Genomic DNA, 16,989 nt, shown 5'->3' with positions numbered 1-16,989 from the left:
GCGGCAGCCAGCGAGGACTGAGCACCACGGAAAGCGGGCACCCGGCACCGAGCGCGCGCCGGGTGCCCTTTTCATGCCTAACGTGGGAATCGCCGGATTCCCCTCGGCCGCACTTTTAGGTAAACTAAGCAAAGCTCCACCCTCAGGTGTGCCGGGAAGTCTGGTCGGCAAGCGTTCCGTCCTGCCCACCGACCGGAGGTCTCCCCGTGGCCGCGCCCCGCACCCCCACCGCCCGCAAGGTCCTCGGACGGCTCTCGCTGCCCGAGCGGACCTTCGTCGCGGACGCGCTGCGCACCGAGACGGTCGGCGGTGTGCTGCTGCTCGTGGCCGCGGTCACCGCGCTGGTCTGGGCCAACATCCCGGCGCTGCACAACAGTTACGAGAGCGTCAGCCACTTCCACTTCGGCCCCGCGGCCCTCGGCCTGCATCTCTCGGTCGCGCACTGGGCCGCGGACGGCCTTCTCGCGGTCTTCTTCTTCGTCGCCGGGATCGAGCTCAAGCGCGAACTCGTCGCGGGCGATCTCCGCGACCCCAAGGCCGCCGCGCTGCCGGTCGTAGCGGCGCTGTGCGGCATGGCCGTACCGGCGCTCGTCTACACCCTCACCAGCCTCACCGGTCACGGCTCCCTCGGGGGCTGGGCGGTGCCCACGGCCACCGACATCGCCTTCGCGCTCGCGGTCCTCGCCGTCATCGGCACGTCGTTGCCGAGCGCGCTGCGGGCCTTCCTGCTCACGCTCGCCGTCGTCGACGACCTCTTCGCGATCCTGATCATCGCCGTCTTCTTCACCAGCTCCATCGACTTCGCCGCGCTCGGCGGCGCGGTCGTGGGCCTGGCCGTCTTCTGGCTGCTGCTGCGCAAGGGCGTGCGCGGCTGGTACGTGTACGTGCCGCTCGCCGTCGTCATCTGGGCGCTCATGTACAACAGCGGCGTCCACGCCACCATCGCCGGTGTCGCGATGGGCCTCATGCTGCGCTGCCACCGCCGCGAGGGCGAGGAGCACTCCCCCGGCGAGCGCATCGAGCATCTGGTGCGGCCCCTGTCGGCCGGGCTCGCGGTCCCGCTGTTCGCGCTGTTCAGCGCCGGTGTCGCGGTCTCCGGGGGAGCGCTCGGCGATGTGTTCACCAAGCCCGAGACGCTCGGCGTGGTCCTCGGGCTGGTCGTCGGCAAGGCGGTCGGGATCTTCGGCGGGACCTGGCTGACGGCACGTTTCACCAGGGCCTCGCTCAGTGAGGACCTGGAGTGGGCCGACGTGTTCGCGGTGGCGACGCTGGCGGGCATCGGGTTCACCGTCTCGCTGCTCATCGGCGAACTGGCCTTCGACGGGAACGCCGTACTGACCGACGAGGTCAAGGCCGCCGTGCTCACCGGATCCCTGATCGCGGCCTCGCTGGCGACGGTCCTGCTGAAGATCCGCAACGCCAAGTACCGCGGTCTGTGCGAGGCCGAGGAGCGGGACGAGGATCTCGACGGCATCCCCGACATCTACGAGCAGGACGATCCGGCGTACCACCTGCGCATGGCGGCGATCTACGAGGGGAAGGCGGCCGAGCACCGGCGGATCGCCGAGGCGAAGGCCGCCGAGCGACGCGCGCCCGCCGAAGTACCGGGCGGGGCGGGCGAGGACGACGGCCGTCCGGCATGATCTGACGGGACGGTACAAATGGATCGTCCGTACACATGAATCCGTCCACAGCAGTCAGGCAGAAGAGGGAGACCGCGATGAGCGCACCCGACGGCAGCCCGGTCGGCACCGAACGCAGCATCGGTCAGCTGTTCGCCTCGGCGACGGCCGAGATGTCGGCGCTGGTGCACGACGAGATCGCGCTGGCCAAGGCGCAGCTCAAGCAGGACGTCAAGAAGGGTGCGACCAGCGGCGGGGCGTTCACGGTGGCCGCCGCGGTCCTCGTGTTCTCGCTGCCGATGCTCAACTTCGCGCTGGCGTACGGCATCCAGGCCTGGACCGGCGGTCACAACGGCCAGGGCGGCTGGAGCCTCGGCTGGTGCTTCCTGCTGTCCTTCGCGGCGAACGTGCTGATCGCCGGGCTGCTCGCCCTGGTCGGCGTGATCTTCGCGAAGAAGGCGAAGAAGAGCAAGGGACCGCAGAAGGTGGCCGCGTCCATGAAGGAGACGGCGGGCGTCCTGCAGAAGGCCAAGCCGCACCCGCGGCCCGAGACCCCGGCGATCGAGGACCGCGCCCCCGCGGCCATCGAGGCTGTGGCACGCTCGTCCTCATGACGGACCCCGCCACGCCTTCGGCGCAACCCGCTTCGGTGGTACGACCGGACGCCCTCCCCGACGGGACGAAGGTGACCCATCGGGACGTCGCCGCCAACGGCGCCCGCTTCCACATCGCCGAGGCCGGTGACGGGCCGCTGGTGCTGCTGCTGCACGGCTTCCCGCAGTTCTGGTGGACCTGGCGGCACCAGCTCGGCGCGCTGGCCGACGCCGGCTACCGGGCCGTCGCCATGGACCTGCGCGGAGTCGGCGGCAGCGACCGCACCCCGCGCGGCTACGACCCGGCCAACCTCGCGCTCGACATCACCGGAGTGATCCGCTCCCTCGGCGAGCCGGACGCCGCGCTGGTCGGCCACGACCTGGGCGGGTACCTGGCGTGGACGGCGGCCGTGATGCGGCCCAAGCTGGTACGGCGGCTCGCGGTGGCCTCGATGCCGCATCCGCGGCGCTGGCGCTCGGCGATGCTCGCGGACGTCCGCCAGACGCGCGCCGGTTCCTACATCTGGGGCTTCCAGCGGCCGTGGATCCCGGAGCGGCAGCTGACCGCCGACGACGGAGCGCTCGTCGCCGAGCTGATCCGGGAGTGGTCCGGGCCGCAGGCGCCCGACGACAAGGCGCTGGACGTCTACCGCCGGGCGATGTGCATCCCGTCGACGGCGCACTGCTCGATCGAGCCGTACCGGTGGATGGTGCGCTCGATGGCCCGGCCCGACGGCATCCAGTTCAACCGCCGCATGAAGCGCCCCCTGCGGGTGCCGACCCTCCATGTGCACGGCTCCCTCGACCCGGTGATGCGCACCCGCAGCGCGGCCGGCTCCGGCGAGTACGTCGAAGCCCCCTACCGCTGGCGCCTGTTCGACGGCCTGGGCCACTTCCCGCACGAGGAGGACCCGGCGGCCTTCACCACGGAACTGGTCAACTGGCTGAAGGATCCCGAACCCGATCGGTGACCGTTCCGATGCGCCCGGTATCCGGATCTGAACACCTGTCCTACGAACAGCCACTTGCCCGGCGCATAGGCCAATTGGGGGCTCTCGTGACGGTTAGCGACCTTGGGGCAGGGGCACACGTCGGGGTATGGGCTGGACGCACGACTACAGTGACGCAGCACGCACTCGCCGCTCGGCCGATGGTCTGAGCTCCCACCAACGAGGCGGTGCGCCGCAGCTGGCGGGCACGGATCTCCGGGTGGGCATCCCGCGCATTCTGCGCCGCCGGGCCCGCTGGGTCTCGGTACGGCTGCGTCACCCTCGAGGCTGACGCCTTCTCCTCACCCCGCAGGACGCCTCAGAGGGCGCAGCTGTCGCTGTCCACCTGCTGGTTCGCGGTACGTCCCTTGACGATGTCCTCCTGGATCTCGTCCGCGGTGAGCGCGTATCCGGTCTCGGGGTCGTCGAGGGACTTCGCGAAGACCACGCCGTACACCTCCCCCTGCGGGGTGAGCAGCGGACCGCCGGAGTTGCCCTGGCGGACGGTCGCGTACAGCGAGTAGACGTCGCGGTGCACCGTGCCCCGGTGGTAGATGTCCGGGCCGTTGGCGGGGATCTTCCCCCGCACGCGTGCGGCACGGACGTCGTACGAGCCGTTCTCCGGGAAGCCCGCGATGATCGCTCCGTCGTCACGCTTGGCGTCCGTGGGCGAGAACTTCAGGACGGGCGCCTTCAGGTTCGGCACGTCCAGGACGGCGATGTCCCGGTGCCAGTCGTACAGCACCACCTTGGCGTCGTACGTCCTGCCCTCGCCGCCTATCTGGACGGTGGGCTCGTCGACGCCCCCGACCACGTGCGCGTTGGTCATGACGCGGCGGTCGGCGAAGACGAAGCCGGTGCCCTCGAGGACCTTGCCGCAGCTCTGGGCGGTGCCCACGACCTTGACGATGGACTGCTTGGCGCGGACGGCGACGGGGCTGTTGGCGAGGGCCGGGTCGGGCGGCTGGACGTCGGTGATGGGCTCGTTCGCGAAGGGGCTGAAGACCTGCGGGAAGCCGTTCTGCGCGAGGACCGAGGAGAAGTCCGCGAACCAGCTGTTCGCCTGCGTGGGCAGCGCCCGGGAGACACCGAGGAGGACCTTGGAGTTACGGACCTCCTTGCCGAGGGTGGGCAGCGTCGTGCCGGCGAGGGCGGAACCGATCAGCCACGCGACCAGCAGCATCGCGACCACGTTGACCAGGGCGCCGCCGGTCGCGTCCAGGGCGCGGGCCGGGGACCAGGTGATGTACCGGCGCAGTTTGTTGCCGAGGTGGGTGGTCAGGGCCTGCCCGACGGAGGCGCAGACGATCACGACGACGACCGCGACCACGGCGGCGGTCGTGCTGACCTCGGCGTTGTCGGTCAGGGCGTCCCAGATGACGGGCAGCGTGTAGACCGCGACGAGACCGCCGCCGAGGAAACCGATCACCGACAGGATGCCGACGACGAAGCCCTGGCGGTAGCCGACGATCGCGAACCACACGGCGGCGACCAGCAACAGGATGTCCAGCACGTTCACCGGTTCGAGCCTCGCCTCGTCATGTCGCGGTCACCACAGGTCAGCCGGGGGTCCGGGAGACGTCCCCCGGGAAGACACAGCACGGCAGACACCCTGTCATGAGCGCCAGTCGAGCGGGACCTGCTTGCCGCGGTCCCAGGGGCGCTCCCAGCCGGAGTAGTGGAGCAGGCGGTCGATGATTCCGGCTGTGAAGCCCCACACCAGGGCCGATTCGACCAGGAATGCCGGACCTCGGTGGCCGCTGGGGTGGACGGTCGTCGCACGGTTGTCGGGGTTGGTGAGATCCGCCACGGGGACGGTGAAGACCCGCGCCGTCTCGTTCGGATCGACCACGCCGACCGGACTCGGCTCGCGCCACCACCCCATCACCGGGGTCACCACGAAGCCGCTGACCGGGATGTACAGCTTGGGCAGGACGCCGAAGACCTGAACGCCGGACGGGTCCAGCCCCGTCTCCTCCTCGGCCTCGCGGAGAGCGGCCCGCAGCGGCCCGTCGGCCTTCGGGTCGCCGTCCTCGGGGTCGAGGGCGCCGCCGGGGAACGAGGGCTGGCCGGCGTGCGAGCGCAGCGAGCTGGCCCGCTCCATCAACAGCAGCTCGGGGCCGCGCTCGCCCTCGCCGAACAGCACCAGCACCGCCGACTGCCGGCCCGCGCCGTCGGCCGGGGGCAGGAAGCGGCTCAGCTGCTGCGGCTGAACCGTCTCCACCGCCCGCACCACCGCATCCAGCCAGTCGGGCAGGCCTTCCTTGCTGACCGTCACCGCCCCGCCCCGCGTATCACTCGTGCGCGTCATCGCCACCCCCGTCGTCCTGCCCGTCCAACGCCCACGGCCCCCTCACCCGTTCCTGCCACGACCCTGAGATCACCCCGGAGACCGTCCCTGAGACCGGGTCCGGGTCCCCGACGACGGGACCACGGAAACGGTCCGGACCCCTGACCTCGGTCCCCGCCAACCGCAAGGCGAAGGCCGACCGCAAGATGCCGGCCAACCCCCGGGGCGACAGCCAACGCAGGGCGCCGGCCAACCGCCAGGGCAGCGGCCAACGCAGGGCACCGGTTCGCGCATGCCCTCGGAGCCCGAGCCCACGCCTGTGGGCGGGCACGACGACGCACGTCTGCGCTCGTCGGCCCCCTCGCGCAACGGGCGGGCACGCGCCACCGCGGCCGTGAGCCCCGGCCGGCCCGCTTCCGAGTCCGGCCCGCCCGCCGTCGTACCCCTCCTGGCTCGGCGACCGGTGTACGGCGCCCGCAGCGCCGGAAGTCGCCCCGTCACCCGGCCCCCAGCGGAGGCGCCGGCTTGCCGCCCGCGTCCAGATAGGACTGCGGGGGATTGAGGCGCTGCCCCGGGAAGCCGCCCTTCTCGTACTTGAGGAGCTTCTTCGCCTTCTCGGGGTCCGTCTCGCCCTCGCCGTACGCCGGGCAGAGCGGGGCGATGGGGCAGGCGCCGCAGGCGGGCTTGCGGGCGTGGCAGATGCGGCGGCCGTGCCAGATCACATGGTGCGACAGGTCCGTCCAGTCGCTCTTCGGGAAAAGCGCTCCCACGGCGGCCTCGATCTTGTCCGGGTCGCTCTCCGCGGTCCACTGCCACCGCCTGACCAGCCGCTGGAAGTGCGTGTCCACGGTGATGCCGGGGCGCCCGAACGCGTTGCCGAGCACCACGAAGGCGGTCTTGCGGCCCACACCGGGCAGCTTGACCAGGTCTTCCAGACGGCCGGGCACCTCCCCGCCGAACTGCTCGACGATCCCCTTCGACAGCCCTGTCACCGACTTGGTCTTGGCCCGGAAGAACCCGGTCGGGCGGAGGATCTCCTCGACCTCCTCGGGGTTGGCCGCGGCCAGGTCCTCGGGGGTCGGGTACTTGGCGAACAGGGCCGGTGTCGTCTGGTTCACGCGCAGGTCCGTGGTCTGGGCCGACAGGACCGTGGCGACGATCAGCTGGAAGGGGTTCTCGAAGTCCAGCTCCGGGTGGGCGTACGGGTACACCTCGGCCAGCTCGCGGTTGATCCGCCGGGCACGGCGTACGAGGGCGGTGTGCGACTCGCCCTTCGCGGGCGCGACGGTCTTCGCGGCCGGGGCGCCCTTCACCGCGGCGGTCGCCTTCTTGGGCGCCACCACCGTCTTCTTCACGGGCGCCTTCTGCACAGCCGCCTTTTTCACAGCCCGCTTCGCGGCCGCCTTCTTCACCGGAACCGCTTCTGTCGCTTTTGCCGGTTTCTTTCCGCCACCGGAGTTCTGTTCGCCCACAGCGGAATCACGACGTACAACCACCCGCCCAGCCCCCTTGGCCTGTGCTCTCACCGGCGTTTTGGACACCCGGCCAGCCTAGAGCCCGCCACTGACATCCGCCCCGGACCCAGGGGATCGGCCGCCAATTGGACCCCTGCCGCCCACCCCGGGACACCTGTGCGGCATCCTTGTGACAGATCACACTGTTTGGACCGTCCGGCAAGATGGGGAACACGGACCCCTGGTACCAAGGGGGAGCAAGATCCCCTGAGCAGGTCGACAAGGAGAGAACTCGTGGACGACGTTCTGCGGCGGAACCCGCTCTTCGCGGCGCTCGACGACGAGCAGGCCGCGGAGCTCCGCGCCTCCATGAGTGAGGTGACCCTCGCGCGCGGTGACTCGCTCTTCCACGAGGGCGACCCCGGTGACCGGCTCTATGTCGTCACCGAGGGCAAGGTCAAGCTGCACCGCACCTCGCCCGACGGCCGCGAGAACATGCTCGCCGTCGTCGGCCCCGGCGAGCTGATCGGCGAGCTGTCGCTGTTCGACCCGGGCCCGCGCACCGCCACGGCCACCGCGCTGACCGAGGTCAAGCTGCTCGGCCTGGGCCACGGCGACCTGCAGCCCTGGCTGAACGTACGGCCCGAGGTGGCCGGCGCCCTGCTGCGCGCCGTCGCGCGACGGCTGCGCAAGACCAACGACCAGATGTCCGACCTGGTCTTCTCGGACGTCCCCGGCCGTGTGGCCCGCGCCCTGCTGGACCTCTCGCGCCGCTTCGGCGTGCAGTCCGAGGAGGGCATCCACGTGGTCCACGACCTCACGCAGGAGGAGCTGGCCCAGCTGGTCGGCGCCTCGCGCGAGACGGTCAACAAGGCGCTGGCGGACTTCGCCCAGCGCGGATGGCTGCGCCTGGAGGCGCGTGCGGTGATCCTCCTGGACGTCGAGAGGCTCGCCAAGCGGTCTCGCTGACGCTCCTGAGGGAGTTCCGGCTGATGTAGGGGAGCCATGTCCGACAACATGCTCTCCAAGGGGCTCGATCCCCAGGGCTGCATCGAGCGCGAGGGCTCCCTCGGGCGCGTCCCGCACGCCTTCCGCCCCGTCGTCGCCGCCGCTCGTGACCGGCTGCTGGACCTCTTCGGGGCACGGCTGCACAGCGCGTACCTCTACGGATCGGTTCCGCGGGGCACCGCGCGCGTGGGGCGCAGCGACCTGGATCTGCTGGTCGCGCTCCAGCACGAGCCGGCCGACGCGGACCGGGACGCCGTACGGGCGCTGGGCGATGCGCTCGACAAGGAGTTCCCTGAGATCGACGGCGTCGGCACGCTGCTGTACGGCCGGGCGCGGCTGCTGAGCGCGGCGGAGACGTACGACCTGGGGTGGTTCGTGGCCTGTATGTGCACGCCGCTGCTCGGGGAGGATCTCGCCGAGTACCTGCCGCGCTACCGGCCCGACTCCCTGCTCGCCCGCGAGACCAACGGCGACCTCGCCGAGTTGCTTCCCCGCTGGCGTCGGCGGATCGCGGACGCCGACGACACGGACGCGGCCCGCGGGCCCCTCGTGCGGTTCATGTCACGGCATCTCGTGCGCACCGGGTTCACGCTCGTCATGCCCCGCTGGGGCGGCTGGACCAGCGATCTGACGGAGATGGCGGAGGCGTTCGCCGCGTACTACCCCGAGCGGGCCGAGCAGCTGCGCGCGGCCGCCCTGCTCGGCCACGAACCTACCGGGGATCCGGCCGTGCTGCGGTCGTACGTCGACGACCTCGGGCCCTGGCTCGCCGACGAGTACGCACGCGTGCACGGCGTGAAGACTCCCCGGCCCTGAGGTCCCCTCGTCAGGCCCTAGATCAGACCGTGCTCCTCCAGGTAGTCCAGCTGGGCGCGCACCGACAGCTCCGCGGCCGGCCACAGGGAGCGGTCGACGTCGGCGTAGACGTGGGCGACGACCTCGGAGGGGGTGCTGTAGCCGTCCTCGACGGCCGTCTCGACCTGGGCGAGGCGGTGGGCGCGGTGGGTGAGGTAGAACTCGACGGCGCCCTGCGCGTCCTCCAGGACCGGGCCGTGACCGGGGAGGACGGTGTGGACGCCGTCGTCGACCGTCAGGGAGCGCAACCGGCGCAGCGAGTCCAGGTAGTCGCCGAGACGGCCGTCGGGGTGCGCCACGACCGTCGTACCGCGGCCCAGGACGGTGTCGCCGGTCAGGACCGCCTGGTCGGCCGGGAGATGGAAGCACAGCGAGTCAGAGGTGTGCCCGGGCGTCGGTACGACCCTGAGCTCCAGACCGCCGACGGTAACCGCGTCCCCGGCGCCCAGCCCCTCGTCGCCCAGCCGCAGCGCCGGGTCCAGGGCCCGTACCTTCGTACCGGTGAGCTCGGCGAAGCGCGCGGCGCCCTCGGCGTGGTCCGGGTGGCCGTGGGTCAGCAGGGTCAGCGCGACCCGCCTGCCGGCCTTCTCGGCGGTGTCGACGACCGCGCGCAGATGGCCCTCGTCCAGCGGCCCGGGATCGACGACCACCGCGAGTTCGGAGTCCGGCTCGGCGAGGATCCAGGTGTTCGTGCCGTCCAGGGTCATCGGCGAGGCGTTGGGGGCCAGCACATTCACGGCCCGCGCGGTGGCGGGCCCGGAGGAGACCCCACCGCGGGGCCGGCCGGGGAGGGCTGCTGTGTCGGTCATGCGGGGGCTCCACCGGTCGGGATGCGCTTGGTGAACTCGTCGTGACCCGGCCAGGACAGCACGATCTCGCCGTCCTGCAGCCGGGCCCGCGCCAGTACGGCGGTCATGTCACGGCCCGGGGCCGCAGCCAGCGCCTCCTCGGCCGTGGCGTACGGGGCCAGCTGGCGCAGGGTCGCGATGGTGGGCGGCATCATCAGCAGCTCGCCCTTGTCGTAGCCGTCGGCGGCCTCCGGAGGCCGGATCCACACCGTCCGGTCGGCCTCCGTGGACGCGTTGCGGGTGCGCTGGCCGTGCGGCAGGGCGGCGACGAAGAACCACGTGTCGTAGCGGCGGGTCTCGAACTCCGGCGTGATCCAGCGGGTCCAGGCGCCCAGCAGGTCCGAGCGCAGGACGAGACCGCGACGGTCCAGGAACTCGGCGAAGGAGAAGTCGCGGGCGACCAGGGCCGCGCGGTCGGCCTCCCAGCCCTCGCCCGTGGTGTCGCCGACCACGGAGTCCGCGGACGGCCCGGCGAGCAGGACGCCCGCCTCCTCGTACGTCTCCCGCACGGCCGCGCAGACGATCGCCTGGGCGCTCGCCTCGTCGACGCCGAGCCGGTTGGCCCACCACGCGCGCGTGGGGCCCGCCCAGCGGATCTGGCGCTCGTCGTCCCGGGGGTCGACCCCGCCGCCCGGATACGCGTACACGCCTCCGGCGAAGGCCATGGAGGCGCGTCTGCGCAGCATGTGGACGGCGGGACCGCCGTCGGTGTCCTTCAGGAGCATGACGGTCGCCGCACGCTTCGGGACGACCGGAGTGAGGGTGCCCTCGGCGAGCGCCCGGATGCGTTCCGGCCAGACCTGCGGAAACCACTGCCCATTCGCCATGGGCGGAGGCTATCCCGTGGTGCGCGAATGTTCGAGAGGTCCCCCGAGGTCAGAGCGGTCCGACGAGGTCGGAGCGGTCCGACGAGGTCAGAGCGGCCGTTACGGCACGAGCTCGACCTGGATCTCGACCTCCACCGGAGCGTCCAGCGGCAGCACCGCCACGCCGACCGCGCTGCGCGCGTGCACGCCCTTGTCGCCGAGGACCTCGCCGAGCAGTTCGCTCGCCCCGTTGACCACACCGGGCTGGCCGGTGAAGTCGGCCGCCGAGGCGACGAAGCCGACGACCTTCACCACGCGCGCGATCCGGTCCAGGTCGCCGGTGACGGACTTCACCGCCGCCAGCGCGTTGAGGGCGCAGGTGCGGGCCAGGTCCTTGGCCTCCTCCGCCGTGACCTCGGCGCCGACCTTGCCCGTGACCGGCAGCTTGCCCTCCACCATCGGCAGCTGGCCGGCCGTGTAGACATACCCGCCCGACTGGACGGCCGGCTGGTACGCGGCCAGCGGCGGGACGACCTCGGGAAGCGTCAGGCCCAGTTCGGCGAGCCTCGCCTCGACCGCGCCCATTACTGCTTCTCCCGCTTCAGGTAGGCCACCAGCTGCTCGGGGTTGTTGGGCCCGGGCACGACCTGGACGAGCTCCCAGCCGTCCTCGCCCCAGGTGTCCAGGATCTGCTTCGTGGCGTGGACGAGCAGGGGCACGGTTGCGTATTCCCACTTGGTCATGTGGCTGACTGTAGCCGCTGTTATCCACAGGCTGCCGCGTAGGTCGCGGGCGTACTGGTTAGGCTCGAAGACGTGAGCAGGCTCCAGGTCGTCAGCGGCAAGGGCGGGACCGGAAAGACCACGGTCGCCGCCGCTCTCGCGTTGGCCCTCGCGACCGAGGGGAAGCGGACGCTTCTCGTCGAGGTCGAGGGGCGCCAGGGCATCGCGCAGCTCTTCGAGACGGAAGCGCTGCCCTATGAGGAGCGGAAGATCGCCGTCGCTCCCGGGGGCGGGGAGGTGTACGCCCTCGCCATCGATCCCGAACTGGCCCTTCTGGACTACCTCCAGATGTTCTACAAGCTCGGGGGTGCCGGCAGAGCGCTGAAGAAGCTCGGCGCGATCGACTTCGCCACCACCATCGCCCCGGGCCTCAGGGACGTGCTCCTGACCGGCAAGGCGTGCGAGGCGGTGCGGCGCAAGGAGAAGAGCGGGCGCTTCACCTACGACTACGTCGTCATGGACGCGCCCCCCACCGGCCGCATCACCCGCTTCCTGAACGTCAACGACGAGGTGGCGGGCCTGGCGAAGATAGGGCCGATACACAATCAGGCGCAGGCCGTGATGCGGGTGCTGAAGTCGCCGGAGACGGCCGTGCACCTGGTGACCTTGCTGGAGGAGATGCCCGTCCAGGAGACCGCGGACGGGATCGCCGAACTGCGCGCCGCGAAGCTGCCGGTGGGCCGGATCATCGTCAACATGGTGCGCCCGGAGGTGTTGGACGGCACGGACCTGGAACTCGTCCGCAGCGTGCCGCGTTCCTCCCTCGCGAAAGCGCTGTCGGCGGCCGGTCTCGGCGGCGCGCGGCGTGGCGGGCACGCAGAGAAGCTGGTCGACCCGCTGCTGCGGCAGGCGGAGGAGTACGCCGAGCGGTACGCGCTGGAGCACGAACAGCGCTCGGTCCTCACCGAACTGGGCCTGCCGCTGCACGAACTGCCGCTGCTCGCCGAGGGCATGGACCTGGCGGGCCTGTACGAGCTGGCCAGGGAACTGCGGAAGCAGAACCTGTCATGAACGGCGGTACGAGTCGGAAGCGGGTCTGCGATGAACCGGGGCACACGTCGGAAGCAGGCCTGTCATGAACCGGGGCGCCTATCGGAAGCGGGCGCCCGTCATGAACCGCGGCACGCATCAAAAGCAGGGCCCGTCATGAACCGCGGCACAAGTCGGAAGCAGGGGATGTCATGAGTCCGGATTCGGCAAGCGCCCAGGAGGGCGTCCGCCCCCACCGCCTCTCCCCCGCGCGGGTGCTCGACGTCGACCCGCTGCTGGACGACCCGGCGACGCGGATCGTGGTGTGCTGCGGCTCGGGCGGGGTCGGCAAGACCACGACGGCGGCGGCGCTCGGCCTCAGGGCCGCCGAGCGCGGACGCAAGGTGGTCGTGCTGACCATCGACCCGGCGCGCAGGCTCGCCCAGTCCATGGGCATCGACTCGCTGGACAACACGCCACGCCGCGTGAAGGGCGTCGAGGGCGACGGCGAACTGCACGCGATGATGCTCGACATGAAGCGCACGTTCGACGAGGTCGTCGAGGCGCACGCGGACCCCGAGCGCGCGGCCACGATCCTGTCGAACCCCTTCTACCAGTCGCTGTCCGCGGGCTTCGCCGGCACGCAGGAGTACATGGCGATGGAGAAGCTGGGGCAGTTGAGGGCCCGGGACGAGTGGGACCTGATCGTCGTCGACACCCCGCCCTCCCGCTCGGCGTTGGACTTCCTGGACGCGCCCAAGCGGCTCGGGTCGTTCCTCGACGGCCGGCTGATCCGGCTGCTGACCGCGCCCGCCAAGCTGGGCGGACGCGCGGGGATGAAGTTCCTGAACGTCGGGATGTCGATGATGACCGGCACACTCGGCAAACTGCTGGGCGGTCAGCTCCTCAAGGACGTCCAGACGTTCGTCGCGGCGATGGACACGACCTTCGGCGGGTTCCGCACGCGCGCGGACGCCACGTACAAGCTGCTGCAGGCGCCGGGGACGGCGTTCCTGGTGGTGGCGGCCCCGGAGCGTGACGCGCTGCGCGAGGCCGCGTACTTCGTGGAGCGGCTGGCGGCCGAGGACATGCCGCTGGCCGGACTGGTGCTCAACCGGGTCCACGGCAGCGGCGCCGACCGGCTGTCGGCCGAGCGCGCGCTCGGCGCCGCGGAAAATCTTGTGGAGCCCCGCATTGTCGATCAGGACGGCGGGAAAGCTGGACTTCGTAACTCTCCCGACACGTACGGCAGTTCAGAATCTCCCGCATCCGGGCCCGCCGCGTCCGGGGCGACCCGGCCCGCCGACCCTCCCGTGTCCAGGACCAACTCCCCCGGTCCGGACGAGGAGGACGAGGCCGGCGAGGGCACCCAGGGCGTCGAGCGGCTCACCGCGGGCCTGCTGAGGCTGCACGCCGATCGTATGCAACTGCTCTCCCGCGAGCAGCGCACGCGTGACCGTTTCACCGCGCTCCACCCCGAGGTGGCGGTGGCCGAAGTGGCCGCGCTGCCCGGCGATGTGCACGACCTCGCGGGCCTCAGGGACATCGGTGACCGGCTCGCGGCCAACCGGCCGGAGCTGCCCGAGACGGCTGTCGACTGAGCCGAGGCTCGAAACCGCCGTCGCCTGAGCCGAGGGGTGCCCTCAGCTCACCGCCGCGTAGTTCTCGTACACCTCGTCGTCGTCGAGCGGCAGGATGCCCACGCCCCGCTCGTACTCCACACGTGCCGTCTCGAGCAGCCGGCGCCAGGAGGTCACGGTGGGCCGCCTGCGCAACAGCGCGCGGCGCTCCCGCTCCGTCATGCCTCCCCACACGCCGAACTCGACGCGGTTGTCCAGCGCGTCGGCCAGGCACTCGGTGCGTACCGGGCATCCGGTGCACACCGCCTTGGCCCTGTTCTGCGCTGCTCCCTGAACGAACAGTTCATCCGGATCGGTAGTGCGGCAGGCGGCCTGCGCACTCCAGTCGGTTACCCAGCCCATACCGGCGCCGTCCTCTCCCGAATCGAGGCTCCCCCACGGCGGCAGCGGCATATTCACCGCCGCCAGTTGAGGACGTTACGGAAGGCGGGCACAGCGCAACACCCCCTTCGGGCCCAATCTTGAATGGCCCGAACGGACTATGGGTAAGCGGCAGATCACCCGGGGGAGTGAGCTGGTGACATACGTGACTTTCCCGGCGAAACGGGACAGTTCCAGGGAGTCACAACGGACACCGCCCGACACACAAGGCGGATTCGGACACGCCCCCACCAAAAAAGTCGGGGAACTTCCGGAACGATTCGGGGTCGCCGGACGTATTGATACGTGGCCCTACAGCTGTGACAGTTGAGAGCAGCTTAGGCCAAGGCATATACGTGTGTCCGGCGATTGAGAACGTAGGCTGCCCTCATGCCAAAGAAGCGCTCGGGCGGTGGCCTGTCCCCAACGCAGCAGGCCGCCAAGTTCCTCGGTGTCAGTGTGCTCGCGGGAGCCGTCCTGGCCGGCATCGCGCTGCCCGCCGTGGGCGCGCTGGGCCTGGCCGCCAAGGGGTCGGTGGAGAGCTTCGACGAGCTCCCGGCCAACCTGAAGACGCCCCCGCTCAGCCAGCGCACCACCATCCTCGACGCCGACGGCGGCCAGATCGCCACCGTGTACTCGCGCGACCGTACGGTCGTCCAGCTCAAGGACATCTCGCCGTACATGCAGAAGGCGATCGTCGCGATCGAGGACTCGCGCTTCTACCAGCACGGCGCGGTCGACCTGAAGGGCGTGCTGCGCGCCCTCAACAAGAACGTGCAGAGCAGCGGGGTCGCCCAGGGCGCCTCCACGCTCACCCAGCAGTACGTGAAGAACGTCTTCGTGGAGGAGGCCGGCGACGACCCCACCAAGGTCGCCGAGGCCACCCAGCAGACCCTCGGCCGCAAGATCAAGGAGCTGAAGTACGCGATCCAGGTGGAGGAGGAGCTCGGCAAGAAGAAGATCCTCGAGAACTACCTGAACATCACGTTCTTCGGCGAGCAGGCCTACGGCGTCGAGGCCGCCTCCCAGCGCTACTTCTCCAAGCACGCCAAGGACCTCAACCTCCAGCAGGCCGCTCTGCTCGCGGGCATCGTCCAGTCGCCGACCCGGTACGACCCGGTCAACGACGCGACGGAGGCCACCCTGCGCCGCAACGTCGTACTGCAGCGCATGGCCGACATGGGCGACATCTCGCAGACGGAGGCCAACGCGGCCAAGAAGACGCCGCTGGGCCTCGACCCCAGCAAGCCCAAGAACGGCTGCATCACCGCCGTCAAGGGCGCCGGCTTCTTCTGCGACTACGTGCGCGAGGTCTTCCTGACCAACCCGATCTTCGGCAAGACCCAGGAGGCCCGGGCCAAGGTCTGGAACCAGGGCGGTCTGACGATCCGCACCACGCTGGACCCGCAGTCCCAGAAATCCGTCCAGAACTCCATCAAGAAGCACGTCTACAAGAGCGACCAGGTCGCCACCGCCGCCACCATCGTGGAACCCGGCACCGGCAAGATCCTGGCGATGGGCCAGTCACGGCCGTACGGCATCAACGTCAAGGACCACGAGACCTCGATCAACCTGTCCGTGGACAAGGACATGGGCGGCGGCGCCGGCTACCAGCCCGGTTCGACGTTCAAGGCGATCGTGGCCGCGGCCGCCATCGAGGGCGGTACGCCGGCGACGCAGGAGTACTCCTCGCCGTACGAGATGGACTACCCGGCCCCCGTCTCCGCCTGCGACGGCAGGACCTGGGACGAGAAGGGCGTCAAGCTCACCAACGAGAACACCGACGAGCACGGCCCGTACTCCATGAAGGAGGCGACCGCCAAGTCGGTCAACACCTACTACGTGCAGCTGATCAGCGACATCGGCATCTGCCCGGTGACGACGATGGCGCAGAAGATGGGCGTGCAGCGGGCCGACGGCAAGAAGATCCAGCAGGCCCCGTCGATCGCGCTCGGCACGCAGGAGATGTCGCCGCTGACCATGGCGAACGCCTACGCGACCTTCGCCGCGCGCGGCATGTACTGCACGCCGGTCGCCATCGAGTCGATCACCCAGACCGTGGGCACCCAGAAGAAGTCGCTGGAGGTGCCGAAGTCCACCTGCTCGCGCGCCATGTCGGAGAAGACCGCGGACACCGTCACCACGCTGCTGAAGGGCGTGGTCGAGGACGGCACCGGTACGGAGGCGGGTCTCGACAGCCGCCCGAGCGCGGGCAAGACCGGTACCACGGACAACCGCTACGCGGCCTGGTTCGTCGGCTTCACCCCGAACATGGCGGGCGCCGTCTGGGTCGGCGACCCGGCCCACGAGCGCCAGATGAAGAACATCAGCATCGGCGGCGTCTGGAACGAGAAGGTCTACGGCGGCAAGGTCCCCGGACCGATCTGGCGCGACATGATGGACGGCGCGCTGGACGGCAAGCCGGTGGAGCAGTTCCACCTCGTCAACATCCCCGACGCCCACAAGGGCAAGGGGAACGGCAACGGCAACGGTGACGGGAACAACGGCGACACCGGCGGCCTCATCGCCGGCCTGACCAACGGCGGCACGGACTCGGGCGGCAACAACGGCGGCACCACCTTCCCGACGCCGACGTTCTCCTTCCCGGACAACCTCTTCCAGGGCCAGACCAACGGCAACGGAAACGGCGGCCGCCGCGGCTGACACGGCCGGGACGGTCGGCACGGTCGGCACGGTCGGCACGGCTGACGCCGGCACCTGAGACGCCGACGGCCCCTGGTCGTCGTAACGGACTTCTCCGTTACGACGACCA

General features: G+C 70.6%; 17 protein-coding genes. 9 read left to right on the top strand and 8 right to left on the bottom strand.

Annotation, left to right across the window (positions count from 1 at the left end; genetic code table 11):
- Positions 1–206: 206 nt before the first annotated feature.
- The 4 genes from nhaA to MKW14_RS24790 all read left to right on the top strand — a co-directional run bounded on the left by nhaA (position 207) and on the right by MKW14_RS24790 (position 3,496).
- Complete coding sequence (gene nhaA, locus MKW14_RS24805) at positions 207–1,643, top strand: Na+/H+ antiporter NhaA (protein WP_240865410.1); 1,437 nt, start codon at positions 207–209, stop codon at positions 1,641–1,643.
- A 77-nt stretch (positions 1,644–1,720) separates the two neighbouring features.
- Complete coding sequence (locus tag MKW14_RS24800; RefSeq protein WP_240865409.1) at positions 1,721–2,236, top strand: phage holin family protein; 516 nt, start codon at positions 1,721–1,723, stop codon at positions 2,234–2,236.
- Positions 2,233–3,186, top strand: a complete 954-nt coding sequence (locus MKW14_RS24795; protein ID WP_240865408.1) for an alpha/beta fold hydrolase — start codon at positions 2,233–2,235, stop codon at positions 3,184–3,186. The genes MKW14_RS24800 and MKW14_RS24795 overlap by 4 nt, the downstream gene beginning before the upstream one ends.
- Positions 3,187–3,313: 127 nt before the next feature.
- Positions 3,314–3,496, top strand: coding sequence for a hypothetical protein (locus tag MKW14_RS24790; protein ID WP_240865407.1), 183 nt, complete (start codon positions 3,314–3,316; stop codon positions 3,494–3,496).
- 27 nt (positions 3,497–3,523) lie between these two features.
- Here the strand turns inward: MKW14_RS24790 and MKW14_RS24785 are convergent, their stop codons facing one another.
- From MKW14_RS24785 to nth, 3 genes are all read right to left on the bottom strand, one after another.
- Positions 3,524–4,723: a MarP family serine protease gene (locus MKW14_RS24785; RefSeq protein WP_240865406.1), complete on the bottom strand. Its 1,200-nt coding sequence runs from the start codon at positions 4,721–4,723 to the stop codon at positions 3,524–3,526.
- Positions 4,724–4,819: 96 nt separating this feature from the next.
- On the bottom strand, positions 4,820–5,515 hold the full coding sequence (locus tag MKW14_RS24780) for an NUDIX hydrolase (protein WP_240865405.1): 696 nt from the start codon (positions 5,513–5,515) through the stop codon (positions 4,820–4,822).
- 476 nt (positions 5,516–5,991) lie between these two features.
- A complete protein-coding gene (gene nth, locus MKW14_RS24775; protein ID WP_374116591.1) occupies positions 5,992–6,966 on the bottom strand; it encodes an endonuclease III in 975 nt (324 codons plus the stop codon).
- 276 nt (positions 6,967–7,242) lie between these two features.
- Here nth and MKW14_RS24770 point away from each other — a divergent pair, with 276 nt between their 5' ends.
- Positions 7,243–7,917, top strand: coding sequence for a Crp/Fnr family transcriptional regulator (locus tag MKW14_RS24770; protein WP_058924095.1), 675 nt, complete (start codon positions 7,243–7,245; stop codon positions 7,915–7,917).
- A gap of 36 nt (positions 7,918–7,953) precedes the next feature.
- Complete coding sequence (locus tag MKW14_RS24765) at positions 7,954–8,772, top strand: nucleotidyltransferase domain-containing protein (protein WP_240865403.1); 819 nt, start codon at positions 7,954–7,956, stop codon at positions 8,770–8,772.
- A gap of 17 nt (positions 8,773–8,789) precedes the next feature.
- Here MKW14_RS24765 and MKW14_RS24760 read toward each other — a convergent pair whose 3' ends face one another.
- From MKW14_RS24760 to sp36, 4 genes are all read right to left on the bottom strand, one after another.
- Positions 8,790–9,620, bottom strand: coding sequence for an MBL fold metallo-hydrolase (locus tag MKW14_RS24760; RefSeq protein ID WP_240865401.1), 831 nt, complete (start codon positions 9,618–9,620; stop codon positions 8,790–8,792).
- On the bottom strand, positions 9,617–10,486 hold the full coding sequence (locus MKW14_RS24755; RefSeq protein ID WP_240865400.1) for an NUDIX hydrolase: 870 nt from the start codon (positions 10,484–10,486) through the stop codon (positions 9,617–9,619). The genes MKW14_RS24760 and MKW14_RS24755 overlap by 4 nt, the downstream gene beginning before the upstream one ends.
- Before the next feature lie 99 nt (positions 10,487–10,585).
- Positions 10,586–11,050 (bottom strand): RidA family protein, encoded by a 465-nt coding sequence (locus MKW14_RS24750; RefSeq protein ID WP_240865399.1) that lies wholly within the window; start codon positions 11,048–11,050, stop codon positions 10,586–10,588.
- Entirely contained in the window at positions 11,050–11,208 is a 159-nt protein-coding gene (gene sp36, locus MKW14_RS24745) for a Sp36 family protein (RefSeq protein ID WP_003991873.1), read from the bottom strand. Before sp36 ends, MKW14_RS24750 begins: the two co-directional genes overlap by 1 nt.
- Positions 11,209–11,280: 72 nt before the next feature.
- Between sp36 and bagA the strand changes: the two genes are divergently transcribed.
- Together bagA and bagB are read left to right on the top strand one after the other, a co-directional pair.
- A complete protein-coding gene (gene bagA, locus MKW14_RS24740) occupies positions 11,281–12,258 on the top strand; it encodes an ATPase BagA (protein ID WP_240865398.1) in 978 nt (325 codons plus the stop codon).
- 170 nt (positions 12,259–12,428) lie between these two features.
- Complete coding sequence (bagB, locus tag MKW14_RS24735) at positions 12,429–13,817, top strand: ATPase BagB (RefSeq protein WP_240865397.1); 1,389 nt, start codon at positions 12,429–12,431, stop codon at positions 13,815–13,817.
- 42 nt (positions 13,818–13,859) lie between these two features.
- Here bagB and wblA read toward each other — a convergent pair whose 3' ends face one another.
- Entirely contained in the window at positions 13,860–14,198 is a 339-nt protein-coding gene (wblA, locus tag MKW14_RS24730; RefSeq protein ID WP_058924101.1) for a transcriptional regulator WblA, read from the bottom strand.
- Positions 14,199–14,606: 408 nt separating this feature from the next.
- Between wblA and MKW14_RS24725 the strand changes: the two genes are divergently transcribed.
- Positions 14,607–16,880: a transglycosylase domain-containing protein gene (locus MKW14_RS24725; protein WP_240865396.1), complete on the top strand. Its 2,274-nt coding sequence runs from the start codon at positions 14,607–14,609 to the stop codon at positions 16,878–16,880.
- Positions 16,881–16,989 lie beyond the last annotated feature (109 nt).

Source organism: Streptomyces gilvus, assembly GCF_022513565.1.
Classification (GTDB): Bacteria; Actinomycetota; Actinomycetes; order Streptomycetales; family Streptomycetaceae; genus Streptomyces; species Streptomyces gilvus.
The sequence above is the reverse complement of the archived record's forward strand: the minus strand, read 5'-3'. Positions and strand labels throughout refer to the sequence as shown.